This window comes from Ruegeria sp. BJ3 (assembly GCF_056535665.1).
Genome location: NZ_JBQFIT010000001.1, coordinates 802,688 through 828,153, shown reverse-complemented (window position 1 = coordinate 828,153; position 25,466 = coordinate 802,688). Strand labels below are relative to the sequence as shown.

Sequence of the window (25,466 nt, the reverse complement as noted above, 5' to 3'; positions counted from 1 at the left end):
GGCATAAGACCCAAAAAAATAGAGTGGTGATCGGAGAGGCAGGTCACATGACAATACGTTCCTTGATTGGTTCGACCCTTTTGGGGTTGGCCCTAGTTCTGAGCCCGGTCGGCGATTCCGCCTGGGCCCAAAATCTTCGCGTGGTCAAAAAAGGCACGGCGGAAACGCTGGATGTGCCCATGAACCGCGCCATCGTGGTTGAAAGCGAACAGCCGTTTGCAGAGCTCAGCATCGCGAATGCAGGCATTGCGGACATCTCGTCGCTCTCGGACCGCACAATCTACGTCTTGGGCAAAGCGCCAGGCATGACGACGCTGACACTGTTTGACGGCGCCGGAAACCTGATCACGAACGTCCGCGTTCGCGTTGCGCCCGATGTGACCGAATTCAAAGAGCGCCTGCGCCAGATTCTGCCAAATGAGCGAATCGAAGTGCGTACCGCCAATGACGGCATCGTTCTCTCGGGCACGGTTTCCAGCGCAGCCAAACTGGCACGTGCTCTGGAACTGGCCGAGCGCTATGCGCCCGAGCGTGTGTCGAACCTTATGAATGTCGGCGGCGTACAGCAGGTCATGCTGAAAGTCCGCTTTGCCGAGATGAACCGGTCGGTCGCCAAGAACCTGTCCGCCTCGCTTGGTTTTTCCGGCGGTGACGCGACCGGTGGTATCAACACGCTGAACAACCAGTTGTCCCTGAGCAACGCGTTGGCCAACAACATCCCGGCGGTTCAGTCGAATACTGGCGCGATTCTGTTCGGCTTTGGCGCAGGCTCCACCCAGGTCCGGCTGCTGCTGGAAGCGCTGGAAGCCAAGGGCCTGGCCCGTAGCTTGGCCGAGCCCAACTTGTCGGCACTGTCCGGGCAGGAGGCAACCTTCCTCGCCGGTGGTGAAGTGCCGATTCCGGTTCCTCAGGATGACGGTGTAGTTGCCATTGAATACAAGGCTTTCGGTGTGGAAATCGACTTCGTTCCGCGCGTCGTCGACGGTGACCTGATCAACCTTGAGATGGCGGCGGCGGTGTCCAACATCGACACCAGTTCGAACTTCACCATCAACGGTGACACAGTCCCCAGCTTCATCACGCGCCAGACCAGCACAACGGTCGAACTGCGAGATGGTGAGAGCTTTGCGATCGCCGGCCTGATTCAGGACGATTTCAGAGACCTGAACAACCAAATCCCTTGGTTGGGTGACGTACCTGTTCTGGGAGCATTGTTCCGCAGCGCGGAGTACCAGCGCGAGCAGAGCGAACTGGTGATCATCATCACCGCGCATCTGGTTTCTCCAACCCGCGGCGAAGCCCTAGCGCTGCCGACCGACCGTGTGAAGCCGCCCAGCGAATTCGACCTGTTCATGAACGGCAGAACTGCCCGGACGGAACGGGTTGGTAATGGAGCCGCATCGGAAGTCGCCAAGCAGGACTTTGGCAATTCCTACGGCTACGTCCTGGATTGATAGGGAGGACAGACCAATGCAGAAGTGGATCATCACACTGGGTCTTACAGTCGCTGTCGCCAGCTGTACCCGTGAGGCCGGCTATGAAGTGGACCAAGGCGCATTCGGCAACGCAACGCTGAACAACATCCAGGTCATGAATGGCGAGTTGACCTATGGCCAGATCCTGGCGCAGCGATTCGCTGCCGAGGTTCCAACCCAGATCAACTTTGCGTTCGACAGCGCGCAGCTGGATTCGGCAGCACGCCAGATTCTGCTGTATCAGGCGAACTGGATCAAACAGTTCCCCGAAGCGCGTTTCCGCGTGTACGGCCACACCGACGCCGTCGGATCCCAATCCTACAACAACAGTCTGGGTCTGCGCCGCGCGCAAGCGGTCGTCAACTTCTTCGCGCAACAGGGTATTTCCCGCTCGCGCCTGGAAGCCGTTGTTTCTTATGGAAAAACGCAGCCATTGGTGGCCACGCCCAATCGGGATCGCCGTAACCGCCGCACCGTTACCGAGGTGTCGGGTCTGGTCGATCGCCATCCCAACATCCTGGATGGCAAGTATGCTGACGTCGTTTATCGCGAGTACATCGAAAGCGCGACATTCAAGAGCCAGCTGCGCCGCGAAACGGCCATCGGCGAAACCAGCGAACAATAATCAGAAATTGGGCGGCATCGTCGCCCAATTCCCTACAATTGGTTTTTTTGCGCCCAATTCTTGCCCCACTTCCACGCAACATTGTGAACAATTGGGTGACCTGCGGCCAGAATTGACCGCTTAGGGCGACAGCAAGCTGAAACACGGACTGGTATTGTATCGACGTTTGCTGCGCTCTCACGACGAGGATTGTGTTAATGACGAGCGCAACGCCGCAAAACGACGACACCGGCATTCTGGCCTGTACCATCAGCCGAGATGTCCAGAACTTCGACCTGCTGATCGAGGACATGGAAGCCGCTTTGGGCGAGCGCTGGGGTGACCTTGGCTTTGCCGAGGCTCTGGCCTTTTTCAGCCAGCCCGAAGCTGAGTCACTTCAATTCGTGGCCCTCGCGATCGACGGTGAGGACGAGGACAACCTGACCTTGATGGGTGAGATCATCACCCAGGCCAAGGAAAAGAAGATCAAAGTCGTCCTGATTGCCGAGGACGTGACCCCCGCCGCTCTTCATCAGTTGCTGCGCAAGGGTGCCGATGAATTCGTCCCCTACCCTCTTCCCGAGAACGAACTGCAGGAAGCGATCGACCGCATGAATGCGCCCGAACCTGTCGTGACTCCGCAACAGGTTTCCGTCCCGCTGGCCTCAGGAGCTTCGAAAGAAGGCGCTTTGTTTGTAGTTCAGGGCTTGGCCGGTGGTGTCGGTGCAACGACTCTGGCCGTGAACCTGGCCTGGGAATTGGCAACCGTATCGCAAAAGGATGCACCCAAGGTCTGCCTGATCGATCTGGATCTGCAATACGGAACCATCTCGACCTATCTGGACCTGCCCCGCCGTGAAACCGTGTTCGAAATGCTGTCGGACACCGTGGCCATGGATGACGAAGTGTTTGGGCAGGCTCTGCAGACATTCGACGAAAAGCTGGATGTTCTGACGGCCCCGACCGACATGGTGCCTCTGGATATTCTCACGCACGAAGATATCCAGCGGGTGATCGACATGGCCCGCAAGCACTACGACTATGTCGTGGTCGACATGCCGAAAACGCTGGTGCACTGGTCCGAGACCGTTTTGCAGGCCGCGCATGTCTATTTTGCTCTGATCGAACTGGATATGCGGTCCGCTCAGAACGCGTTGCGTCTGAAACGCGCCCTTCAGGCCGAGGAATTGCCGTTCAACAAGCTTCGCTTTGCGTTGAACCGCGCACCCAAGTTCACGGACCTGAGCGGCAAAAGCCGCGTCAAGCGCATGGGTGAAAGCCTGGGAATCTCGATTGACCTGCAGCTGCCGGATGGCGGCAAGCCGGTCATGCAAAGCGGCGACCATGGTCTGCCTTTGGCCAGCTCGGCCGGCAAGAACCCTCTTCGCCGCGAAATCGCAAAGCTTGCTCAATCCTTGCACAGCCTCGGCAGCAACAGCGCCGAAGCGGCATAACAAAGGCTATCAGGGGGAGAAACCGCCGTGTTCTCACGTTACAAGAAACCATCAGGTGCGCAGCCGGTTGCGACCCCTTCACAAGCCCCCAAGGCCGCCGAAACCCCAGCTGCTCCGGCAGCGGCACCTTCGCCGTCCACCGCGATTGCCCGCAAACCGGTGGCCAAAACCGCGGCGGAAGCCAAGGGCAACGACCGCGAGCGCAAGCGCAAGGAACGGCTGAGCGAAATCAAGATCGAGCTGCATCGGGAGCTTCTGGAAAACCTGAACTTGGCCGCACTGGAAAATGCAGCCGAAGCCGAATTGCGCACCGAAATCAGCGCGATCGCGAGCGAGGTTCTGGAAGCCAAGAGCATCGTTCTCAATCGCGAAGACCGGACCCAGTTGAACAAGGAATTGTACGACGAAGTCACCGGTCTGGGTCCGCTTGAAACACTGCTTCAAGACGACTCGGTCAGCGATATTCTGGTCAACGGTCCGCATCAGATCTTTGTCGAACGCTTCGGCAAGCTCGAACTGAGCGACGTGTCGTTCAAAGACGAAAAGCACCTGATGCGGATCATCGACAAGATCGTGTCCGCCGTTGGTCGCCGGGTCGATGAATCCAACCCCTATGTTGACGCCCGTTTGCGCGACGGGTCTCGTTTCAACGCCATGGTTCCACCGATCGCGGTGGACGGGTCCCTGGTTTCCATCCGGAAATTCAAGAAAGACAAGCTTGGCATCGACGATCTGGTCAATTTCGGCGCGTTTACCGAAGAAATGGCCGCGTATCTTCAGGCCGCCGTCTCCACTCGTCTGAACATCATCGTGTCTGGTGGTACGGGTTCGGGTAAGACGACCACGCTCAACGCGCTGTCCAGCTTCATCGATGACGCAGAACGCATTCTGACCATCGAGGATACGGCGGAACTGCAGCTGCAGCAGACCCATGTGGGCCGGATGGAAAGCCGCCCGCCCAACGTGGAAGGCAAAGGCGAAGTCAGCCCGCGCGACTGTCTGAAGAACGCCCTGCGGATGCGCCCTGACCGCATCATCGTGGGCGAAACGCGCGGCGCCGAGGTGATCGACATGCTGCAGGCCATGAACACTGGCCACGACGGCTCGATGACCACGATCCACGCCAACTCGGCCCGCGACGGTATCTCGCGACTTGAAAACATGATCGCGATGGCCGGGATCGAAATGCCTATCAAGGCCGTGCGCAGCCAGATTGCAAGCGCTGTGAACCTGATCGTCCAAGCCAGCCGTCTGCAGGATGGTTCGCGCCGCATGACCTCGATCACCGAGATCACCGGGATGGAAGGTGACGTAATCTCGATGCAGGAAATCTTTAAATTCCAACGAGTTGGCCTGACGCCCGACAATAAGATCATTGGTCATTTCACGGCCACCGGCGTTCGCAGCCACTATTCCGAACGGTTCCGTCTGTGGGGGTATGACCTGCCCGCATCGATCTACGAACCGACGACAATGTAGGAGATCAGGGCATGCAACTGCCAACCGAGGCGCTCATCTATGTCGCGATCTTCGTCGGGGTTCTGGCGCTGGTCGAAGGTATCTATCTGGTGGCTTTCGGCAAATCCATCAGCCTGAACAGCCGCGTCAATCGCCGTCTGGACATGATCGACAAAGGCGTCGGGCGCGAACAGGTTCTGGAGCAGCTGCGCAAGGAAATGCAGCAGCACATGAAGTCGCAGAGCATTCCGCTCTACTCGCTGTTGGCCGACAAGGCCCAGAAGGCGGCGATTGCCTTCAGCCCGCGGCAACTGGTCATGATCATGGCACTGGTGTCCGTGGTCGCGTTCATGGGCCTGAGCATCGGCACCAGAACCGACACAATCCTGCGGGCAGCTCTGTCGATCGCAATCGGTATCGGCGCTGTCTATGCCTGGGTCAATCACAAGGCCAAGAAGCGCATGGGCATGCTTGAAGAGCAGTTGCCCGATGCCGTGGAACTGATGGTGCGCTCACTTCGGGTCGGCAACCCGTTCGTTTCGACGATCCAGATCGTCGCGAACGAGGTGCAGGATCCGCTTGCGACCGAATTTGGCGTGATTGCCGACGAATGCGCCTATGGCCGTGACGTGGGCGAGGCGTTGAAGGACATGGCCGAACGTCTGGACATGCAGGATTTGCGCTTTCTCGCGGTCGCCGTTGGCATCCAGCAGCAGTCGGGCGGCAACCTGGCCGAGATCCTTGACGGGCTTGCCAAGGTGATCCGCGCACGGTTCCGTCTGTTCCGCAGGGTCAAGGCGATCACGGCCGAGGCGCAGTGGTCGGGCAAGTTCCTGTCGGGGTTCCCACTGTTTTGCCTGGTTTTCATTCTGGTCAAGGACCCCGGGTATTATGACTCGGTTCTGGACCACAAATGGTTCATTCCCGCCTGTTTTGTCGTGGGGATCATGCTGACGCTGAACCTGATCGTCATGCGCATTCTCACCAACATCAAGGTCTGAGGGCACGACCATGGAATTTCTGACCCAAATCAACGACATGCTGACGGATCAATTGGGCGAGTTCGGCCCGCTGATCGTCGTCGGCGTGCTGGGATTGTTCATGGTCCTGGTGACCATTCCGATCCTTTTGAACCAGCCGGAAGATCCCTTGAAAAAGCTGCAGCGTGCAAACGCTGCACCCAAAAAGGAAAAGCGCGGCAAGAAGGATCAGTTGCGCAACTCGGGCCGGAACGAACAGCTTGAAAAGTTCGCGACCTTCCTTGAGCCGAAAGATGAAGAAGAATACTCGGCCATGGAGCTCAAGCTGCGCCAGGCCGGTTACCGCTCGAAAGATTCCGTTCGGTTCTTCCACTTTGCGCAATTTGCGTTGGGGATCACCGGGATCGTTTTGGGTGTTCTCCTGGTGACCGTGTTTTCAAACGGGCAGGAATTCACCGGTCAGCAAATGATGATCCGCGTTCTGGTGCCGGGTGCCATCGGATACTACATTCCCAAATACTGGATCACGCGCCGGATCGAAGAGCGCAAAGAGAACATTATCGCGGGCTTTCCCGACACGCTTGATCTGATGCTGGTCTGCGTGGAAGCCGGTCAGTCTCTGGACCAGGCGATCGTGCGTGTGGCCGGCGAGATGAAGGCCTCCTACCCCGATATTGCGCAGGAATTCGAGATAGTCGCCTATGAGATGAAGGCCGGCAAAGAGAAAGATCAGGTTCTGCGCGATTTCGGGACGCGTTGCGGTGTCCAGGATGTGAGCTCTTTCGTGACGGTGATGATTCAATCGGCCACATTCGGTACGTCGATTGCCGACGCCCTGCGGGTTTATGCCGGCGAGATGCGCGACAAACGCGTCATGCGCGCCGAAGAAGCCGCGAACAAGTTGCCAACGAAAATGACCCTTGCCACAATGATGCTGACGGTGCCGCCGCTGCTGATCATTCTGGTCGGTCCTTCGGCGAAAGGCATCATGGAGTTCGGTAACAGAGGCCAATAAGCCCATGCCCTCACGCAACCGGTGCGCCCGCTTTGGGCTCCACCGCCTAATGATAGCCACCGCGGTTCTTGCCGTGGTGGCTTCGTGTACGGACCCAAGTCTTTCGAACGGGCCTTTTGCCCCCGGCGTCGACCCCAAAGGTGGACCGATTGACGAAATTGCTGTCGGGAACCGATTGATGGCAGCCGGAGAATACGAACTGGCCATGGAATCGTTCACCCGCGCGGCCCTGACGGAAGGGATGACCCCGGAAATCCTGACCTCGATCGGAACCGCCAATCTCGGCCTCAGGCGGCTGGGACAAGCCGAGCCCTTGTTGCGACAAGCGGTCGAGGAAGACCCGGATTGGTCGGTTGCGTGGAACAATCTCGGCGTTCTGCTGATGGAAAAAGGTGAGTATGCCGAGGCCGCGCAGGTCTTCCAAAGGGCCTATGCGCTGGACAATGGCGAAAGTGACGCAATCCGTGACAATCTTCGCTTAGCGCTCGCAAAAATGGAAAATCCTGTTAATAATACACCACAAGAACAAGAATATACGCTGGAGCAGCAAGGGAACGGAGCTTTCCTGCTGCGGAAGAACCAGTAACAGAGGCAAGAGCAGTAAGGGACGCAAAAATGCGCCAACAACTCCTGATTCCGACAGTCGTCGTGTGCGGGCTGATCCTGTCTGCATGCGCAAAAGAAACCGAAGAGGAAAAGGTCGAACGCACGTTCCAGGAAGTGAACGTCATCGATGAGACGAACCTCAACGACGTGATGCTCAATGCGGCTGACCCGAACGAGGCAGTGACCTATTTCCGTGGAGCCGCCGGCAAGAATCCAGATCGGATCGATTTGCAGCGTGGCCTTGCCATTTCGCTGACCCGCGCCAAGCGCAGCACCGAAGCATCGGCCGCCTGGAAGCGCGTGACCGCGATGTCCGGTGCAACGAACGCGGATCGCGTCGATTATGCGGACTCGTTGGTCCGCAGTGGTGATTGGAAGGCGGCAAAGGCAGCGCTGGACCAGATCCCCCCGACCTACGAGACGTTCAAACGCTATCGGCTTGAAGCCTTGGTGGCAGATGCCAGCAAGGATTGGAAGCGTGCGGACCAGTTCTATGAAACCGCAATCGGGCTGACAACACGGCCGGCCGGCGTGATGAACAACTGGGGGTATTCCAAGTTGACCCGCGGCCAATATTCCGAGGCCGAGCGCCTGTTCACCGAAGCCATCCGACAGGACAGTTCATTGTTCACGGCGAAGAACAACCTGGTTCTTGCCCGCTCGGCGCAGGGTAATTATTCCATGCCGGTGATCCCGATGTCCCAGACCGAACGCGCGGAACTCTTGAACACGATGGGCATCTCGGCCGTGAAGCGCGGTGACATCAACACTGCCAAGAACCTGTTCCGGGAAGCAATCGCCACCCATCCGCAGCATTTCGACGAAGCGGTTCGGTCGCTCCGCGCGCTCGAGGAAGCATAAGGCATGGAAATTCCTGCAGTGGCAGCCCAGTGGTTTCTACCATTTGTGCTGCCCATCTGTTTCTATGTCGCGTTCACCGACATGCGGGAAATGAAGATCAAGAACCATGCGGTTACCGCTCTGACCTTGGTTTTTGTGGTGGTCGGGCTGATTGTGCTGCCACCTTGGTCCGGCGATTGGGTTGGGGCCAGCATCGGGCCTTTGCAGTTTTCTCTGCCGGTTTATGCCTGGCAGCTGTTCCATCTGGTGGTCGTGCTGTTTTTTGGCATTCTTCTCAATGCCGCAGGCGCCATGGGTGCGGGCGACGCCAAGTTCTGCGCGGCTGCGGCTCCGTTCGTATGGGTTGGTGACTTCTTGCTGGTGATGGTGATTCTGATGGTCACGACGCTGGCCGCGTTTGCCACCCATCGGCTGGCCAAATACTCCCGCCTGCGCCAGATCGCTCCGAACTGGGAAAGCTGGGATCAGGGCAAGAAATTCCCCATGGGGCTGGCCTTGGGTGCGAGTCTTGGCATCTATTTGATTTTGGGCGCAATTAACGGCTCGTAAACCATCATGTCTGCGCCTTGCCCGCGCCTTGGTCCTGCCACAAAGCTGCGCCAGATTTTCCGCAAGTGGTCCCTTTCGGGACACAAGGATTGACAACTGGATAGACGAGCCGCGCTCATGAACATGCAGACCTCATCCGTTATGGCTCCTCCTGCCCCGAAGGGTCTGGGGGAAATGCAGCTTCCGCTTGTTATGATGCGGGACATCCTTCTGAAGACCGTTTTTCGCAAGAATGTGGACACGGTGAGCGAGATCGCCGCCTCGATCTGTCTGCCGAGTTCGGTGACGCAGGAATTGGTCGACATCGCCCGCGAACAGAAGCTGCTTGAGGCGACGGGGACATTGAACGCCAACAGCGGCAACGAAATGGGCTATCAGCTGACCGACGCCGGCAAGGCACGGGCGCTGGACGCGCTGAGCCAATCCGAATACTTTGGCGCCATGCCCGTTCCGCTGGAGGTCTACCGCGAGCAGGTCAAACGACAGTCGATCCGGAACATCCAAGTCACGCGCGATCAGTTGACCGGCGCCATGGGGCACCTTGTTCTGCCGGACAGCCTGCTTGACCACCTGGGCCCTGCGGTCAGCGCCGGTCGCTCGATCCTGATGTACGGCCCGCCGGGCAACGGTAAGTCTTCGATTTCCAACGGAATTCGGGATGCGTTGGGTGACAACGTCTTTGTTCCGTATGCCATCGAATATGCCGGTCAGGTGATCACCGTGTACGACCCGATCGTGCACACAGCGATCGAGCAAGAGGCTGACGACCCGAACAGCCTGCGCCGCCGCAAGCGGTTCGACACGCGGTACGTCCAGTGTGAACGCCCCACTGTGGTCACGGGTGGTGAACTGTCGCTGAGCATGCTGGACCTTGTCTACAACCCCACGGCGCGCACCTATCAGGCGCCGCTGCAGCTGAAATCGACCGGCGGCATCTTCATCGTGGACGACCTTGGCCGCCAGGCCGAGCCGCCGCAGGCCCTGATCAACCGGTGGATTGTTCCGCTGGAAGAGGGCAAGGACATTCTGGGCCTTCAGTCGGGTGAAAAGTTCGAAGTTCCCTTCGACACGCTGGTCATCTTCTCGACCAACTTCCACCCGAACGAGATCTTCGACCAGGCCGCGCTTCGCCGGATCTTCTTCAAGATCAAGATCGACGGCCCGAACCAGGAAAACTTCCTGAAGATCTTCGCCATGGTGGCCCGCAAGCGCGGCATTCCGTTGGACGAAGCTGCACTGGTACATCTGTTGAAGGTCAAATACCCGACCATCAACAATGTCTATGCGAACTATCAGCCGATCTTCCTGATCGATCAGATGATCTCGATCTGCGAATTCGAGGGCATCCCCTATCAAATGAGCCCGGAATTGATCGACCGCGCCTGGGCGAACATGTTCGTCAAGGACGAGGAAATCGTTAAGTAAGACCGGCCCAAACCGCATTCCGCTTTGTCACCGGGCGGGCTAGTCTGTGCATATGACGCAGATTCCCGCCCGGATTGACACCTGGTTTACCGCCAGAGGTTGGTCCATCCACCCGCATCAACAGGCCATGATCGACCGGGCGCGGGCCCCGGCGACGCTGTTGATCGCGCCCACGGGCGGCGGCAAGACGATGGCCGGGTTCCTGCCCTCGCTGATCGAACTGGCCGAGGGGCGGCACGCGGGGCTGCACACGATCTATGTCTCGCCGCTCAAAGCGCTGGCCGCCGACATCAAGCGCAACCTGCGCGGCCCGGCCGACGAGATGGGCTTGCCGATCCGGATCGAAGACCGCACCGGCGACACCACCCCCACCCAGAAGAAACGCCAGCGCGTGGACCCGCCGCATATTTTGCTGACGACCCCGGAAAGCTTGGCGCTGCTGGCGTCCTACGAAGATGCACCACGTATGTTTCAGGGCGTCCAGCGCGTGATCGTGGACGAGATACACGCGTTGGCCGACAGCAAGCGAGGCGACCAGTTGATGCTGGCGCTAGCCCGCCTTCAGACCCTGTGCCCCAATCTGCGGCGCGTGGGCCTGTCGGCCACAGTCGAGGACCCGGACGCCATCGCGCGCTTTCTGGCCCGCCACCCCGACCCTTGCGACATTGTTCTGGCCGACCCCGGCCCCGATCCCGATATCGCCATGTTGCAAACGGCCGAAATGCCGCCCTGGGCCGGGGGCGGCGCGGCCTATGCCATCCCGGCGGTGCTGGAGCAGGTCCGGCAGCACAAGACGACGCTGATTTTCCACAACACCCGCGCCCAGGCCGAGATCTTCTTTCACAACCTGTGGCTGGCCAATGACGAAGGCCTGCCCATCGGCATCCACCACGGCAGCCTCGACCGGCAACAGCGCGAACGGGTCGAGGCGGCGATGGTTCGTGGAGACCTGCGCGCCATCGTCTGCACCGGCAGCCTCGATCTGGGGATCGATTGGGGCGACGTGGATCTTGTGATCCAGATCGGCGCCCCCAAGAACGTCAAGCGCCTGGTCCAGCGGATCGGGCGGGCCAACCACCGCTACAACGCGCCGTCCAAGGCTCTGCTGGTGCCTGCCAACCGATTTGAGGTGGTCGAGTGTGTCGCCGCGCTGGAGGCCGCACGCGCGCACGATCTGGACGGCGAGCCGCGCGGCCCCGGCCCGCGTGACGTCTTGTGCCAACACATCCTGATCGCGGCCTGCGCCGGGCCGTTCGATGCCGATGCCCTGTATGCCGAGGTCACCTCAGCCGGTCCCTATGCCGATCTGACCCGCGCGGCCTTCGACGCCTGTCTGGAGTTCTGCGCAACCGGTGGCTATGCGCTGCGCACCTATGACCGCTGGCAACGCCTGCAACAGCGCCCCGACGGGCTGTGGCAACTGCGCGACCCGCGCGCGGCGCATCGCATCCGCATGAACCTGGGCACGATCCAGGACAGCGATACACTGAAGGTCCGGCTGAAGCGCAACCGGGGCGGCAAGCCCTTGGGTGAGGTCGAGGAGGCCTTTGCCGCATCGCTGACCCCCGGCGACACCTTCCTGATCGGCGGTCAGATCGTGCGCTATGAAGGGTTGCGTCAAATGGTCGTTGAGGTCACGCGCCGTGCGGACAAAAAGCCCAAGGTCGCCACCTTCTCGGGCACCAAGTTCGCCACCTCGACCCAGCTGAGCGACCGCATCCTGCGGATGTTCGCACAGCCCGACTGGCCGCAGCTGCCCGAACATACGGGTGAATGGTTGGCCCTGCAGCGCCGGATGTCGCGGCTGCCCGGGCGTGACCGGCTGTTGATCGAGAGCTTTCCCAATGACGGCCGCGAAAACCTGTGCGTTTACGGCTTTGCCGGACGCAACGCACAACAAACGCTGGGCCTGCTGCTGACCAAACGGATGGAGGAAACCGGGCTGGCCCCGCTGGGTTTTGTCGCGACCGACTATGCCACGCTGATCTGGGGTCTGGACGCGGTGACCGACTCCAGCCCCTTGTTCCAGATCGAGGCCCTGCGCGACGGGTTGGACAACTGGCTGGCGGGCAATGCGGTGATGAAACGCACCTTCCGCGCCTCGGCCACCATCGCCGGGCTGATCGAGCGCAACACAGGTGGCCAACGCAAAAGCGGGCGACAGGCGACCTTTTCGTCGGACATCCTGTACGACACGCTGCTGAAATACGACCCCGACCACCTGCTGATGCAGATCACCCGCGAAGAAGCCATGCGCGGGCTGGTCGATTTCGGACGGATCGAGGCCATGATTGCACGCATCGGCGACCGGATCGACCTGATCCGGCTGGATCGGGTGTCACCGCTGGCGGCGCCGTTGCTGCTCGAGGTGGGAAAGGTCCCGGTCAAGGGCGTGGCCGAAGAGCGGCTGCTGGCCGAAGAAAGCGCCCGTTTGTTGCGCGACGCCGGCCTGGAACCCGCCTGAAGAAACGACTTGCAAATCAAGCCCCGACAGGCAAAGAACGGACCATGAACAGCCTTGAATTTTCCTTTGCAGGTGCCCGGCTGCGCGCCATGGGATCGGGCGCCCTTTGGTGGCCTGCGCACGATCTTCTGTGTGTTTCGGACCTGCACTTGGGCAAGTCATCTCGGGTCGTTCGGCGGGGCGGACCGGCCCTGCCCCCTTATGACAACCGAGAGACACTGTCCCGGCTGGCCGCCGATCTTGACACGACCGGTGCCAAGACAGTGGTATGCTTGGGGGACAGTTTCGATGATCTCGAAGCCTCGGAATCGCTGAGCGACGCAGATCGGCTCGAGATTTCTGCGCTGCAAGCCGGGCGGCTCTGGATCTGGATAGAGGGCAACCACGACCCGGGTCCCGTCGCGCTGAGCGGCACCCATCTGGCCGAGTGGAGCCAAGACGTGCTGGTCTTCCGCCATATAGCGGAAACCGACGCGCAAGGCGAAGTTTCAGGGCATTTTCACCCCAAGGTCCGGCTCAATGCGCGGGGCCGCATGATCTCGCGCCCGGCCTTTTTGTTCGACGGGTGTCGACTGATCATGCCGGCTTATGGAACATATACCGGAGGGTTGCGCAGCTCGGACACCGCGTTGTCTCAGTTGATGCAGCCGGACGCCCGCGCCATTCTGACGGGCCCGCAGCCACAGCTGACGGCGATGCCGCGTTAGCCGACAGCTGGTTCAGATCACACCGTCTTCTTCCAGTTTGGGTTTGTATTTGCGGCTGACGGGAACCAGATCATCGTTCCTAAGGCGCAGGTAGGTCTTGCCGTTGTTTTTCTGGATTTCCAGAATGGCCGCGTCCGTGACCCAATGGGATCTGTGGGTACAATGGCCCGAAATCGGTTCCATCTCAGCAATCGCATCAGTAAAGCGCGACCGGATCGTATAAGTTCCGCTGGTGGTCACCACATCAACGTAGTGATCCCGGACCGCAAGCCGCAGGATATCACCACGAAACCCGTCCGGTAGACGGCTCGCCAAACGGGGTTGGGGTGCTTCGATGATGTCGTCATTTTCAGGCGGGGCTTCGCCTTTGCTGACAAGTACCAGACCTGTGCTAAACAGCGCACCGTAAGTGCCAACCGCCAGCAAACCGGGGGCATCGTGGCCACTGGCAGCGTACAGGATCCACGTCAGGATCCACAACGCCGGCGTGAACAGCACAAGGATCACCAAGGCAAACGCCACGTCCCGGACCGTCAGTCCGACGTGGTCCAGACGATCTTTCACCAACTGCCGAGATCCCCAAGTTGCCACAACCGCCAGAATCATCACTCCTGCCCAGAACAACAGACGTACGGAGAAGGGCAGATCCATTTCTCGGAACGGTGGAAAAGTATAGGCGAGCAACGGGATGAACAGAATACCGGCGACCACCCTCTGAGGCGTGCATTCTGCAATGAATGGGCTCAGTTTTGACAACATATCAAAATCAATGAGCCGCCTTTCGGGACCCAGCCCTTGTCCCTCAGACGCCCACTTGTTCACTTCGTAACCGGCTGGAAACTCAAGCTTATCACGAAATGTCAGACAATCAAACACGTTTGCGGCGTGCTGGCGGGGGCGCTTCATCCCCACGTTGGCCCCGGGGCGGAAGCTCCGCCCCAAGGCCGTCAGTGGTCAGGCCGTCAGGCCTTCGGGCTCGGGCAGGCCGTTCGATCGGCAACAGGCCGTCAGGGTGTTGGCCAACAGGCAGGCGATGGTCATCGGACCAACACCACCGGGAACCGGTGTAATAGCGCCTGCGCGCTCGGCCGCGCTGGCATAATCCACGTCGCCGACCAGCTTGGTTTTTCCATCACGCTCGATCCGGTTGATGCCAACGTCGATGACGGTGGCGCCCTCCTTGATCCAGTCGCCAGGCACCATCTCGGGACGGCCCACCGCGGCCACAACGATATCGGCGCGACGCACGACATCGGGCAAGTCCTTGGTACGGCTGTGCGCGATGGTCACGGTGCAGCTGTCGCCCAGCAGCAATTGGGCCATCGGCTTGCCCACGATGTTCGACCGGCCGATCACCACCGCATCCATGCCGGACAACGAGCCATGATGATCGCGCAACATCATCAGGCAGCCCAACGGCGTGCAGGGAACCATGGACTTCTGACCGGTGCCCAACAGACCAACGTTCGAGATGTGGAACCCGTCGACATCCTTGGCCGGGTCGATCGAGTTGATCACCAGGTCCTCATTCAAATGCTTGGGCAGCGGAAGCTGGACCAGAATGCCATGCACCGCGGGATCGTTGTTCAACTTCTCGATCAAGGCAAGCAGATCTGCCTCGGACGTGTCGACATCCAGCTTGTGCTCGTATGAGTTCATGCCCACTTCGACAGTCATCTTGCCCTTGGAGCGGACATAGACCTGGCTGGCCGGATCTTCGCCGACCAGGACCACTGCCAGACCGGGGGTGATGCCGTTTTCTTCCTTGAGTTTTGCAACCTGATCGGCGACTTGTGCGCGGACCTTGGCCGCAAAGGCCTTGCCGTCGATGACTTGAGCTACCATCCTTTGATCCCTTCTTTCAAAAAGCGGATCGGGCGCGAAGGGCGCCCGGTCATTCAGTCAGGGCCGAGCACGTTCTCCTCGCGCGCAATCGACCAATCAATCAAGATGCGCCAAAGCCTTTCGGTCAGATCGGGGTCCATGCCCACCTCAACCGAGTTTGAACGCACCTTTTGCACCACGTCCTCGACACGCTCGGGAATTCGGGCCGGCAGGCCCTCGCCAGGTTTCAATTCGGACGCGCGATCGATGTAGGTTGCGCGCGTCGCCAACAGTTCGATCAGTTGGCGGTCCAGCTTGTCGATCTGAACCCGCAATTCCTGCATGGAATGACAGTCCTGCGGCAGCGTCAGAGTGGGCATCGCAATCTCCTCATGGCCCGGGGATTCCCCGGACCACGAGATGTCTTATTCAGCGGCTTAGAACAAGCCCTCGATCTGCCCTTCGTCGTTGAGGCGGATTGTCTCAGCCGCCGGTTTGCGGGGCAGACCGGGCATTGTCATGATCTCACCGCAGACCACCACGATAAAGCCAGCACCCGCCGACAGGCGCACCTCGCGCACCGGAACCGAGTGGCCGGTGGGCGCGCCGCGCAGCGACGGATCGGTCGAGAAGGAATACTGTGTCTTGGCCATGCAGACCGGCAGATTGCCGTATCCGGCGGCTTCCCATTCCTTCAGCTGGTTGCGGATCTTGGCATCGGCCAGAACCTCGTCGGCGCGGTAGATGCGCTTGGCGATGGTCTCGATCTTTTCGAACAGGGACATTTCGTCAGGGTAGATCGGCGCAAAATTCGCGGTACCGGCATCAGCCAGTTCAACGACTTTTTTTGCCAGATCTGCAGATCCTTCCGAGCCCAGTTCCCAATGCCGCGACAGAACCGCCTCAACCCCATGTTCGGCGCAGTAGTCCTTGACCGCCTGAACCTCGGCATCGGTATCGGTGACGAAGTGGTTGATCGCGACGACGACCGGCACGCCGAACGATTTCACGTTTTCGATGTGGCGGCCCAGGTTGGCACAGCCCGACTTTACCGCGTCGACGTTTTCCGCGCCCAGATCGGCCTTGGCCACGCCGCCATTCATCTTCATCGCGCGAACCGTTGCAACCAGAACCACGGCCGACGGCGCAATGCCGGCCTTGCGGCATTTGATGTTCATGAACTTCTCGGCGCCCAGATCGGCCCCGAAACCGGCCTCGGTCACGACATAGTCGGCCACCTTCAGCGCGGTCTTGGTCGCAATGACCGAGTTACAGCCATGCGCGATGTTGGCGAACGGGCCGCCATGCACGAAGGCCGGGTTGTTTTCCAGCGTCTGGACCAAATTGGGCTGCATCGCGTCCTTCAGAAGAACGGTCATCGCGCCTTCGGCTTTGATGTCGCGGCAGTAAACCGGGGTCTTGTCGCGGCGGTAGGCCACGATGATGTCGCCCAGGCGCTTTTCAAGATCCTTCAGGTCGTTGGCCAGGCACAGGATCGCCATGACCTCGGACGCGACGGTGATGTCGAAACCTGCTTCACGCGGGAAACCGTTCGACACGCCCCCCAAAGAGGCCGTGATCTGGCGCAGGGCGCGGTCGTTCATGTCGACGACCCGGCGCCAAACGACGCGGCGGGTATCGATTTCCAGTTCGTTGCCCCAATAAATGTGGTTGTCGATCATCGCCGACAGCAGCGAGTGGGCGGAGGTGATGGCGTGGAAGTCACCGGTGAAGTGCAGGTTCATCTCTTCCATCGGAACGACCTGCGCATAGCCACCGCCCGCGGCTCCCCCCTTCATGCCGAAGTTCGGACCAAGCGAGGCCTCGCGGATACAGATCATCGCATTCTTGCCGATCCGGTTCAGGCCATCACCCAAACCGACGGTTGTGGTGGTCTTGCCCTCGCCCGCGGGCGTCGGGTTGATTGCAGTCACAAGGATCAGCTTGCCATCTTCGCGGTCCTGGACCGAGTTGATGAAATTCTGGCTTACCTTAGCCTTGTCATGGCCGTATGGCAGCAGGTCGTCGCTCGAGATGCCGATTTTTGCACCAATCTCCTGGATTGGCTTCTTGTTCGCCTCGCGAGCGATTTCAATGTCGGATTTGTAGCTCATTGGGCAAGATCCCTGATTGAATTCCGTGCAAAACCGACGCCGCGCGTCGGTGCTGTCAAATCCATACCGTTGTGTACGGTTTGAATGGATGTGGATTCCGACATTTTCAGGCCGCGAAACGGCGTAGGCCTTGTTCGGGCGTATCTAATCGGAAACCGCCGTCTGTTTTGGGTCCCATGCGCGCTGATCGGGGACGTAAAGGGTCAGAATGTCTCCGAGCCTCAGAAGTCCCGGCCGTTCGACCCAAGCGGTCACCCCGCGCCGGCCCTGTGCGGCTGGTTTGAACCGGGCGCCGTGCCCCGGAGACTCTGCTTCGATTTCCCGTCCGGGCAGGACACAAGGCCGGTTCTCCATATCGACGGTCAGGGTCAATCCCGTATCCGCCTGCAGCCGTGACGAGGGCGGAACATGCGTGAAATCCGGAATGCCCTCAATAACGATACTTGCACCCAAAAGGGCCGGATCCAGCCGGTCCACGCCCATGTCTGAAGCAATGGCCGCCATTTCCTCGGCAGCCAGGATCGTCAGCTGTCGCACGTTGCGGATTTCGGTGCCTTCCGGGTACAGGTTCCTGACCCGCACGCAGGATGGTCGATTGAGTCCTTCATGACGGGCGCCCTTTTCGCCCGAGAACCCAAGGTCAAGCTGCGGCACCGGCTGAGCCCGCAGGGATTGCCCGGCGGGAACGTGGCCCAACCAGACGACCCGGGCCTTGAATTCGGTTTCACGCAGGACAGGCATGCCATTTCCTTTCGACAGCGGATCAAAGTTCGCTGCAGCCTAACGCTCGCTGCCCTGATGGAAAGGCCGAAAAGAAAAGACCCGGCTCTGGGGCCGGGTCTCTTGCATCATGCCGAAGGTTCAGGCTCCATCCCGCCCTCGGGCGGGGTCTTCTTGACCTTGGTCTTGGGAATCGCCGTCACGCTCGCGGCATTGCCGTGATCGGACTTGTCGCTTTCGTCGTCACTCTCATTCGGCGGTTCGCCATTCATGACGCGCTTGATTTCGTCACCCGTCAGAGTTTCGTATTCAAGCAGACCCTGAGCCAGACGCTCCCATTCTTCCTTGTGTTCGGTCAGGATCTGATGGGCGCGGTCATATCCCTGCTGGATCAGCCGTTTGACCTCTTCCTCGATCAGTTCCTTGGTATGGGCCGAAACCGAGAACCCGGCCGTGTTACCCTGATAGCCCTCATGCGCTTCGGCATAATCGATGTTGCCGACCTTGTCGGACATGCCCCAACGCATCACCATGGCCCGCGCCAATTGGCTGGCCTGCATGATGTCGCCGGCCGGGCCGTTCGAGACGTGGTCTTCACCGTATTTGATGACCTCGGCCGCCTTGCCCGCCATGGTCATGGCCAGCTTCTGCTCACATTCGTCCCTGTGATAGTTCAGCTGGTCCATTTCAGGCAGGCTTACCACCATGCCCAGCGCGCCGCCGCGCGGGATGATCGTGGCCTTGTAGACCGGATCGCACAACGGCAGGGTCATGCCGACCACGGCATGGCCGGCCTCGTGATAGGCGGTCTTTTCCTTCTGGTCCTGGGTCAGCACCATCGAGCGGCGCTCGGCCCCCATCATCACCTTGTCCTTGGCGTTCTCGAAGTCTTCCATGGTGACAAAGCGCCGACCGACACGTGCGGCCATCAGCGCGGCTTCGTTAACAAGGTTGGCAAGGTCAGCCCCCGAGAAGCCGGGTGTGCCGCGCGCGATGATGCGCAGATCGACATCCGGACCCAAAGGCGTCTTGCGGGCGTGAACGCCAAGAATCTTTTCGCGACCTTTGATGTCCGGGTTGCCGACGGTCACCTGACGGTCAAAGCGGCCCGGGCGCAGCAGCGCCGGGTCGAGCACGTCCTTGCGGTTGGTTGCAGCCAGGATGATGACGCCCTCGTTTGCCTCGAACCCGTCCATCTCGACCAGCAGCTGGTTCAGGGTCTGTTCGCGTTCGTCGTTGCCCCCGCCATATCCGGCACCACGATGGCGGCCAACGGCGTCGATCTCGTCGATGAACACGATGCAGGGCGCGTTCTTCTTGGCCTGTTCGAACATGTCGCGCACGCGGGACGCGCCCACACCCACGAACATTTCCACGAAGTCCGAACCGGAAATGGTGAAGAACGGAACGCCGGCCTCGCCTGCAATCGCACGGGCCAGCAGCGTCTTGCCGGTGCCCGGAGGGCCAACCAGCAGCGCACCTTTCGGGATCTTGCCGCCAAGGCGCGAGAATTTCTGCGGGTTGCGCAGGAATTCGACGATCTCTTCCAACTCTTCCTTGGCCTCGTCGATGCCCGCCACGTCGTCAAAGGTCACGCGGCCGTGCTTTTCGGTCAGCATCTTGGCCTTGGACTTGCCAAAGCCCATGGCACCGCCTTTGCCACCGCCCTGCATCCGGTTCATGAAATAGACCCAGACACCGATCAGCAGCAGGAACGGCAGCAGCGTGATCAGGAAAGACTGGAAACCCGATTGCTGTTGCTTTTCCGCCCGCACGGGGATGTCTTTCTCGATCAGCAGCTTGGTGACTTCGGCATCACCGGGCTTGATCGTGACGAAATTCCCGCCGGAACTGGTTGTGTAACGGATCTGCTCACCATCCAGCGTCACGCCTTTTACGTCGCCTGCTTCGACGGCGCTTACGAAATCCGAATAGGTTTTTTCATTGCTCTGGAGGGTTCCTCCCGGTCCGCTGAACAGATTGAACAGTGCAAGGATCAACAGGAAGAGAACGACCCAGAAGGCTATATTGCGAGCGTTGCCCAAGAAAATTCTCCCAAAAGACATCGGCAGATGAGGCGCTGCCGGGTTGCCTCTTAAAATAGAGATGATTGAAGCAGGTTCAATGCGATAAAAAAGAAGCCGAAAACTCGGGGAATTTCGGGTTCATTTCAAACGACCATCCGTTCAAAAAACCAGCAAATGGCGCGGACACGATTTGGTCGCCCAGCCAAACGGCGGGCGTGACCATAAGCACCATGCGCGGCACCCCTGTCGCGCGCCAGTCGGGTACTTGTGGCAACCCGGTCTCGCCAAGAGTGCGGATCTGCACTCCGGGCGTGTCCGGTCCTGTCGCGATCCAACGCTCGTCCCAGAGTTCGGCTGGTCGGGCCTCGCATGTCGAAACGGCGGTCAGCTCTCTGCAAAACCACGAACTATTCCCGTCCGTCAGGATTTGACAACCGCTCAGCGTCGACGAACGTCCCGCAATAACGGCCTGTACGACCTGCTCGACTTTGCTTTGCCGCGGCGGGTACCCCGGACCCGTGATCCGCTGGAGGATCCCGACAACAAGCCGGCGCTGTATTTCTTCAGGCAGCGCGCCAAAACCGGCGCGATCCACACGCACCGCACAGGCTGTCTCCTTCGCAACACGGCGGGCGGATTCCTGCGCAAAATGCTCAAGCGCCCGGTTAGCACGCCCGAGGTTCGCAGCAACGCGGGACAAAGTTTCGGCCGTAATCCCCAAGCCGGACAGATGGCCCAACGCCTCGCGGGCCTTTATCCGGTCAAAGCGCAGATCCTGATTCGAAGGGTCTTCGATCCATCGCACCCCCTCAGCCTGCAGGTAGTCCCGCAAAGCGGTGCGCGTTTCGCCCAGCAAAGGTCGCCAAACCGTGACACCGTCCAGATCGCGCGCAAAAGACATGGCCGACAATCCGCGCACGCCAGCGGCGCGCCCAAGACGCATCAACACGGTTTCCGCCTGATCATCTGCGGTGTGGCCCAGAGCGACCGCAGGAATGTCCTGCAACACCGCCCAGTCCCGCAGCAGGCCGTAGCGCGCCTGCCGTGCCTGATCCTGCAGGTTTCCCGACCGGTCCCATCCCGTCCATTTCAGAGTGACATGGGACACGCCCAAATGTGCACATGTCTCGGAAACACTGGCCGCCTCGGCGGCCGCATCCGGCCTCAGGCCGTGGTCGACAGTGGCCGCAAACAGCCGAACATCTTCATCCCGGGCGATCCGGACCAAAAGATGCAGCAATGCAAGCGAGTCGCTTCCGCCGGACACGGCCACGCCCAGTCGCGACGGAAGCGTTTCAGGCAACAGCGCCCTGACGCGCTCCGGAAGGGTGTCGGCTGGTGAGCTCAAGAACAGCTCAGCGACGCCATTTCCTCGGTTGCCGTGGCCAAAAAGGCCGACGACGGGAACCGGACGCCGACTTCTCCAAGCGTGATACAAGCCTGGTCCACCTGGCCCAACCGGCCCAATGCTGCGCCAAGTTCGTACAACGCCTCGGGGGCCACCGGCCCTTCGGAATCGCCAGTAAAGCTGGCAAGGAAAGCCCGGGCCGCTTCGCGGGTGTCCCCCAGCCCTTCCAAGGCCTGCCCTCGCCTCAGATTGGCTTCGGGGGCCAGCGGGCTGCCGGGATACGCGCTGTCAAATTGCGCAAAAAGATCGGCCGCCGTCTGGAAATCTCCGTCCGCAAGGGCTTGCGACGCGGCATCAAAATCGGCTTGTTCACCTACGGCCAGTTCGACCTGATCGCCGTCGGTGGCATCGCCGGGCGTCGTCACCGGAGCGGTGATGGCCGCTGTGTCGCTATCTCCACCCAATGTCAGTGTGTCTTCGCCGGTGAACTCGCAACCGGGTTCCAGCTCGCAGAGACGGAACTCCAGATCTCCGATCCGGTTGGTTCCGTCCGTCACGACATTCTGAACACGCTGATTCAGCTGCTCGGTCTGCCGTGTCAGCCTCTGCAACTCGGCCTCGATGGCGTCAACGCGTTCCAGTATCGAACTGCCGGACAGGTTCGGCGCGGGCGAGCCTGTCGTGGAAAACTCGCGCTTGAGCCGTTGGATTTCGACATGCAGCACCGTCAGCTCCTGGCGGATATCGGCCAGAGTCTGCTGATCCTGCGCTTGCGCGCCGCTGGCAAGGGTCAAAGCCGCCGCCAGAACCAATCCCGCAATTCTCATCCTGTTACCCCGTTGTGGATCCGGTCAGCACGGTGACCGCGCGGCGGTTCTTGGAATAGCATTCCTCGGTGCTGCAGATTTCGATCGGACGTTCCTTGCCATAGCTGATCGTCTGCAGACGGTTTCCGGCCACACCGCGGGAAATCAGGTATTCCCGCGCGGCATTTGCCCGGCGGGCGCCCAGCGCAAGGTTGTATTCCCGCGTGCCCTGTTCATCCGCGTGACCTTCGATCGTCGCGACGTAGTCGGTGTTGGCCAACAGCCACTGGGCCTGCCCCTGAAGGATCGTCTGCGCCTCGGGCGAGAGCGTGGACTGATCCACGGCAAACAGGACCCGGTCACCGATCGCCTGCTGGAAATAGGCGGGCGAACGTGGGTCGCTGGGAGAACCCGGGACGATTGCGCCGTTGCCGCCGGCGCCACCGCCCAAAGCCGAGGGATCGTTGTTGGTACATGCGGCCACCAGCGCCAGCGCGCCCAGAGCCGCAAACTTGCTCAATACGTTCATTTCTGTTGCCTCTTGTCCCGTTTGTTTGTTGACGTCTGTCTATCACAGCCAGCCTGCCTTGTGAACTTCGGCCCGACCGGCGGCTCCTTAATTCAACAGTGGCCCCCACGACGGGTCACTGCCACCGTCCGGGGTGCGTACGGGGCGCAGGTTTCGGCCCGAAATGTCGACCGAGTAAAGGGTCGAACGCCCGCTGGCGCCCTGTGTTTCCCGCGCAAACATGATGACCCGGCCATTGGGCGACCATGTGGGCCCCTCGTCCAGGAACGAGGCGGTCAACAGCCGCTCCTCGCTACCGTCCAGTCGCATCACACCGATATGGAACCGGCCCTTGTTCTGCTTGGTAAACGCCACCAGATCTCCGCGTGGTGACCAGACCGGTGTTCCATAGCGTCCCTGGCCAAAGCTGATGCGGGTCGCCTCACCGCCATTTGCCGGCATGATGTACAGCTGAGGGCTGCCGGAACGGTCGCTCTCGAACACGATCCGCGATCCGTCGGGCGAATAGCTGGGCGCGGTTTCAATTGCGGGCGTGTTGGTCAGGCGCACGCTCTGCCCGGACGCCAGATCCATTTTCCAAAGATCCGTATTGCCGCCCTGCGTCAGCGAATAGACGATCGAGCGGCCATCCGGCGAAAAGCGTGGCGAGAAACTCATCGTACCTTCCTGAGTCTGCAATTCCTGCCGCTTGACCCGGCCAACATCCAGAACGTAAATCCGCGGCCGGCCGCTTTCATAGCTGGTGTAGAGCAGCCGGTCGCCCGTTGGCGAAAAGCGCGGGGCCAGAACGATCGCGGCACTGTCGGTCAGGTACTGAACATTCGCCCCGTCATAATCCATGATGGCCAGCCGCTTGCGGCGCTGGTCCTTTGGGCCGGTTTCCGAGACAAAAGCCACACGGCTGTCGAAATAGCCTCCTTCACCGGTGATGCGGCTGTAGACCTGATCAGCCACCTTGTGCGCCATTCGGCGCCAGCCCTCGGTTGTACCGGCGAATTGCAGGCCGTTGCCCAATTCCTGACCCGAGAATACATCCCAGACCCGGAACCGGACGGACAGGGTATTGCCTGAGACATTCACCGCGCCGGTGACCAGCGCATCGGCATTGATCGCCTTCCAATCCGCAAATTGGACCGGCGCTTCGAAACTGCTGACACGGCTGATGAACGCATCCGGCGAAATCTCACGGAACAGGCCGGTTCCGGTCAGGTCCTCGGCGATGACGCGGCTGATGTCAGCCGCAAACTGGCTGGCCGCCGGACTGTCCGGTACAAAGCTGGGCACCGCAAACGGCAAAGGTTCGATAATGCCTTCATCCAATTCCAGCCGAAGTGGGCCGGTTTGCGCAGACACGGGGGCCGACAGAAGGGTCAGGCCAACGAAGAGGCTGGTCAGAAGTTTCATCATTTGATCCGCATCCTCTCGGGATTGAAGGTGATCTCAATATCCTTCCAATGCTCGTATTTGTCAGCAGGAAGGTCATATCCTTTTGCTCCGCAGCGCAAAATCGCACGCCGGGCGGCCTCGTATGCCTGTTTTGCGGCCCCGTCCGAGCCGCCGGAGCTATCCAGAAGCTGCAGGCTGCCGGGAACGATCGAGCCGTCGCGGTTCAGTGAGAAACCGACCACCACAACGGTCTTGAGCGCATCGGTCGACAACGAGCCCACATTCCAGCACCGCGAAACAGCCAGACGCATCGCATCCTTTTCACCGCCGGTGAGAGGCGGGCCGGACGGCTCGGACGCACCGCCCAAGGCCTCGGCCAACGCGTCATTGATCGCGGCCTCGTCCGGTTCCGCAGCCTGTTCGGCCGGCTCAGCGGTCGCGGTCTGTTCGGTTTCCGCAGGCTTGGGCCGATTGGGCCGGACCCGGGGACGCGGCGAGCTTTGTGGCGACAGGTCCTTGGCTTCTTCCGCCTCGGTCACGATCTGGTCGGTGGCTTCCTCGGGCGCGGTCTGGTCTTGCTGCTCCTGCTGGATCTCAGCACCTTCATCCAGCGAAACCGCCGGTGTTTCGATATCGTCCGGCTTTGCGTCCAGTGGCGGAGGAGCGATGGGTTCGGGGGCGACCTTGTCCGCTGGGCGCGGCTGGGACTCGGGCAGCGCTGGCAAAACCGCAACCTCGGGTTCCGGTTCATCCAGTACCGGAGGCTGCTCGATCACTTCGGGTTCAGGTGGAGCCTCAACTGCCTCGGGTTGCGGCTCGGGCTCCGGTTCAGTTGGCGTGACCGGCTCGGGGCGCGGCTGTTCTTCGGCAGACGGCTCCGGCACTTCGGGCGCCGGGGGTTGTACGCTCGGATCTTCCAATGCGTTGGGGGGCGTCGGAACTTCGGGCGCATCGCTTTGCGCCGTCAGGGCAGCGAATTGCTCAGCCGAAACCACCGACACCTCCTGCACAGCAAAAGGCAGCGGCTCGGACCGGAACGTGCCGCCGAACAGGGCCCATCCGATCAATGTCACATGGGCAATCGCCGAAATCTTGGTGCCGGTATCCACCGCGC

The 25,466-nt window shown here is 60.4% G+C and carries 23 protein-coding genes; 12 read left to right on the top strand and 11 right to left on the bottom strand.

The features are described 5' to 3' along the window. Positions 1-47: 47 nt before the first annotated feature. The 12 genes from ACR3EL_RS04155 (at position 48) to pdeM (ending at position 13,598) form a co-directional block, all read left to right on the top strand. Positions 48-1,454, top strand: a complete 1,407-nt coding sequence (locus ACR3EL_RS04155) for a type II and III secretion system protein family protein (RefSeq protein ID WP_170362937.1) — start codon at positions 48-50, stop codon at positions 1,452-1,454. Positions 1,455-1,470: 16 nt separating this feature from the next. Then, on the top strand, positions 1,471-2,100 hold the full coding sequence (locus ACR3EL_RS04150; RefSeq protein ID WP_480720547.1) for an OmpA family protein: 630 nt from the start codon (positions 1,471-1,473) through the stop codon (positions 2,098-2,100). A 197-nt stretch (positions 2,101-2,297) separates the two neighbouring features. Next, complete coding sequence (locus tag ACR3EL_RS04145; RefSeq protein ID WP_093962757.1) at positions 2,298-3,533, top strand: CpaE/TadZ family protein; 1,236 nt, start codon at positions 2,298-2,300, stop codon at positions 3,531-3,533. Positions 3,534-3,560: 27 nt separating this feature from the next. Then, positions 3,561-5,012 carry a TadA family conjugal transfer-associated ATPase gene (locus ACR3EL_RS04140; protein ID WP_170337529.1) on the top strand — a complete coding sequence of 484 codons (1,452 nt, stop codon included), beginning with the start codon at positions 3,561-3,563 and terminating at the stop codon, positions 5,010-5,012. An 11-nt stretch (positions 5,013-5,023) separates the two neighbouring features. Next, positions 5,024-5,992, top strand: coding sequence for a type II secretion system F family protein (locus ACR3EL_RS04135; RefSeq protein WP_093962759.1), 969 nt, complete (start codon positions 5,024-5,026; stop codon positions 5,990-5,992). A gap of 10 nt (positions 5,993-6,002) precedes the next feature. Next, a complete protein-coding gene (locus ACR3EL_RS04130; RefSeq protein WP_093962760.1) occupies positions 6,003-6,986 on the top strand; it encodes a type II secretion system F family protein in 984 nt (327 codons plus the stop codon). Between the two features lie 4 nt (positions 6,987-6,990). Then, positions 6,991-7,572: a tetratricopeptide repeat protein gene (locus tag ACR3EL_RS04125; protein WP_170337528.1), complete on the top strand. Its 582-nt coding sequence runs from the start codon at positions 6,991-6,993 to the stop codon at positions 7,570-7,572. A 29-nt stretch (positions 7,573-7,601) separates the two neighbouring features. Beyond that, positions 7,602-8,453, top strand: a complete 852-nt coding sequence (locus ACR3EL_RS04120) for a tetratricopeptide repeat protein (protein WP_170337527.1) — start codon at positions 7,602-7,604, stop codon at positions 8,451-8,453. A gap of 3 nt (positions 8,454-8,456) precedes the next feature. Further along, complete coding sequence (locus tag ACR3EL_RS04115; protein ID WP_480720543.1) at positions 8,457-9,002, top strand: prepilin peptidase; 546 nt, start codon at positions 8,457-8,459, stop codon at positions 9,000-9,002. Positions 9,003-9,119: 117 nt separating this feature from the next. Beyond that, positions 9,120-10,427 (top strand): P-loop NTPase family protein, encoded by a 1,308-nt coding sequence (locus ACR3EL_RS04110; protein ID WP_093962764.1) that lies wholly within the window; start codon positions 9,120-9,122, stop codon positions 10,425-10,427. A 52-nt stretch (positions 10,428-10,479) separates the two neighbouring features. Next, on the top strand, positions 10,480-12,891 hold the full coding sequence (locus ACR3EL_RS04105) for a ligase-associated DNA damage response DEXH box helicase (RefSeq protein WP_480720540.1): 2,412 nt from the start codon (positions 10,480-10,482) through the stop codon (positions 12,889-12,891). A gap of 44 nt (positions 12,892-12,935) precedes the next feature. Next, positions 12,936-13,598, top strand: coding sequence for a ligase-associated DNA damage response endonuclease PdeM (pdeM, locus tag ACR3EL_RS04100; protein WP_170337524.1), 663 nt, complete (start codon positions 12,936-12,938; stop codon positions 13,596-13,598). Positions 13,599-13,610: 12 nt separating this feature from the next. Here the strand turns inward: pdeM and ACR3EL_RS04095 are convergent, their stop codons facing one another. The 11 genes from ACR3EL_RS04095 to ACR3EL_RS04045 all read right to left on the bottom strand — a co-directional run bounded on the left by ACR3EL_RS04095 (position 13,611) and on the right by ACR3EL_RS04045 (position 25,461). Next, the gene (locus ACR3EL_RS04095) at positions 13,611-14,504 is read right to left on the bottom strand and encodes a LytTR family DNA-binding domain-containing protein (RefSeq protein ID WP_480720538.1); all 894 of its coding nucleotides are present in this window, start codon (positions 14,502-14,504) and stop codon (positions 13,611-13,613) included. A 48-nt stretch (positions 14,505-14,552) separates the two neighbouring features. Then, a complete protein-coding gene (gene folD / locus ACR3EL_RS04090; protein ID WP_170337523.1) occupies positions 14,553-15,443 on the bottom strand; it encodes a bifunctional methylenetetrahydrofolate dehydrogenase/methenyltetrahydrofolate cyclohydrolase FolD in 891 nt (296 codons plus the stop codon). A gap of 53 nt (positions 15,444-15,496) precedes the next feature. Next, entirely contained in the window at positions 15,497-15,802 is a 306-nt protein-coding gene (locus tag ACR3EL_RS04085; protein ID WP_170337522.1) for a chorismate mutase, read from the bottom strand. Between the two features lie 57 nt (positions 15,803-15,859). Then, on the bottom strand, positions 15,860-17,536 hold the full coding sequence (locus ACR3EL_RS04080) for a formate--tetrahydrofolate ligase (protein WP_170337521.1): 1,677 nt from the start codon (positions 17,534-17,536) through the stop codon (positions 15,860-15,862). Between the two features lie 144 nt (positions 17,537-17,680). Beyond that, on the bottom strand, positions 17,681-18,277 hold the full coding sequence (locus tag ACR3EL_RS04075) for an MOSC domain-containing protein (protein WP_170337520.1): 597 nt from the start codon (positions 18,275-18,277) through the stop codon (positions 17,681-17,683). A gap of 107 nt (positions 18,278-18,384) precedes the next feature. Continuing rightward, positions 18,385-20,301 carry an ATP-dependent zinc metalloprotease FtsH gene (gene ftsH / locus ACR3EL_RS04070; RefSeq protein WP_093962771.1) on the bottom strand — a complete coding sequence of 639 codons (1,917 nt, stop codon included), beginning with the start codon at positions 20,299-20,301 and terminating at the stop codon, positions 18,385-18,387. 76 nt (positions 20,302-20,377) lie between these two features. Next, positions 20,378-21,631, bottom strand: coding sequence for a tRNA lysidine(34) synthetase TilS (gene tilS / locus ACR3EL_RS04065; RefSeq protein WP_170337519.1), 1,254 nt, complete (start codon positions 21,629-21,631; stop codon positions 20,378-20,380). Next, entirely contained in the window at positions 21,628-22,458 is an 831-nt protein-coding gene (ybgF, locus tag ACR3EL_RS04060; RefSeq protein WP_170337518.1) for a tol-pal system protein YbgF, read from the bottom strand. Before ybgF ends, tilS begins: the two co-directional genes overlap by 4 nt. A gap of 4 nt (positions 22,459-22,462) precedes the next feature. Then, positions 22,463-22,966, bottom strand: coding sequence for a peptidoglycan-associated lipoprotein Pal (gene pal, locus ACR3EL_RS04055; RefSeq protein WP_093962774.1), 504 nt, complete (start codon positions 22,964-22,966; stop codon positions 22,463-22,465). 87 nt (positions 22,967-23,053) lie between these two features. Continuing rightward, the gene (gene tolB / locus ACR3EL_RS04050; RefSeq protein WP_093962775.1) at positions 23,054-24,373 is read right to left on the bottom strand and encodes a Tol-Pal system beta propeller repeat protein TolB; all 1,320 of its coding nucleotides are present in this window, start codon (positions 24,371-24,373) and stop codon (positions 23,054-23,056) included. Next, positions 24,370-25,461 (bottom strand): energy transducer TonB, encoded by a 1,092-nt coding sequence (locus tag ACR3EL_RS04045; RefSeq protein WP_170337517.1) that lies wholly within the window; start codon positions 25,459-25,461, stop codon positions 24,370-24,372. The genes tolB and ACR3EL_RS04045 overlap by 4 nt, the downstream gene beginning before the upstream one ends. Positions 25,462-25,466 lie beyond the last annotated feature (5 nt).

Excerpts from the sequence above, each read along its gene's own strand:
- ACR3EL_RS04155 (WP_170362937.1), top strand. The coding sequence starts at position 48 with ATGACAATACGTTCCTTGATTGGTTCGACCCTTTTGGGGTTGGCCCTA.
- ACR3EL_RS04150 (WP_480720547.1), top strand. The coding sequence starts at position 1,471 with ATGCAGAAGTGGATCATCACACTGGGTCTTACAGTCGCTGTCGCCAGC.
- ACR3EL_RS04145 (WP_093962757.1), top strand. The coding sequence starts at position 2,298 with ATGACGAGCGCAACGCCGCAAAACGACGACACCGGCATTCTGGCCTGT.
- ACR3EL_RS04135 (WP_093962759.1), top strand. The coding sequence starts at position 5,024 with ATGCAACTGCCAACCGAGGCGCTCATCTATGTCGCGATCTTCGTCGGG.
- ACR3EL_RS04130 (WP_093962760.1), top strand. The coding sequence starts at position 6,003 with ATGGAATTTCTGACCCAAATCAACGACATGCTGACGGATCAATTGGGC.
- ACR3EL_RS04125 (WP_170337528.1), top strand. The coding sequence starts at position 6,991 with ATGCCCTCACGCAACCGGTGCGCCCGCTTTGGGCTCCACCGCCTAATG.
- ACR3EL_RS04120 (WP_170337527.1), top strand. The coding sequence starts at position 7,602 with ATGCGCCAACAACTCCTGATTCCGACAGTCGTCGTGTGCGGGCTGATC.
- ACR3EL_RS04115 (WP_480720543.1), top strand. The coding sequence starts at position 8,457 with ATGGAAATTCCTGCAGTGGCAGCCCAGTGGTTTCTACCATTTGTGCTG.
- ACR3EL_RS04110 (WP_093962764.1), top strand. The coding sequence starts at position 9,120 with ATGAACATGCAGACCTCATCCGTTATGGCTCCTCCTGCCCCGAAGGGT.
- ACR3EL_RS04105 (WP_480720540.1), top strand. The coding sequence starts at position 10,480 with ATGACGCAGATTCCCGCCCGGATTGACACCTGGTTTACCGCCAGAGGT.
- pdeM (WP_170337524.1), top strand. The coding sequence starts at position 12,936 with ATGAACAGCCTTGAATTTTCCTTTGCAGGTGCCCGGCTGCGCGCCATG.
- ACR3EL_RS04095 (WP_480720538.1), bottom strand. The coding sequence starts at position 14,504 with ATGAAGCGCCCCCGCCAGCACGCCGCAAACGTGTTTGATTGTCTGACA.
- folD (WP_170337523.1), bottom strand. The coding sequence starts at position 15,443 with ATGGTAGCTCAAGTCATCGACGGCAAGGCCTTTGCGGCCAAGGTCCGC.
- ACR3EL_RS04085 (WP_170337522.1), bottom strand. The coding sequence starts at position 15,802 with ATGCCCACTCTGACGCTGCCGCAGGACTGTCATTCCATGCAGGAATTG.
- ACR3EL_RS04080 (WP_170337521.1), bottom strand. The coding sequence starts at position 17,536 with ATGAGCTACAAATCCGACATTGAAATCGCTCGCGAGGCGAACAAGAAG.
- ACR3EL_RS04075 (WP_170337520.1), bottom strand. The coding sequence starts at position 18,277 with ATGCCTGTCCTGCGTGAAACCGAATTCAAGGCCCGGGTCGTCTGGTTG.
- ybgF (WP_170337518.1), bottom strand. The coding sequence starts at position 22,458 with ATGAGAATTGCGGGATTGGTTCTGGCGGCGGCTTTGACCCTTGCCAGC.
- pal (WP_093962774.1), bottom strand. The coding sequence starts at position 22,966 with ATGAACGTATTGAGCAAGTTTGCGGCTCTGGGCGCGCTGGCGCTGGTG.
- tolB (WP_093962775.1), bottom strand. The coding sequence starts at position 24,373 with ATGATGAAACTTCTGACCAGCCTCTTCGTTGGCCTGACCCTTCTGTCG.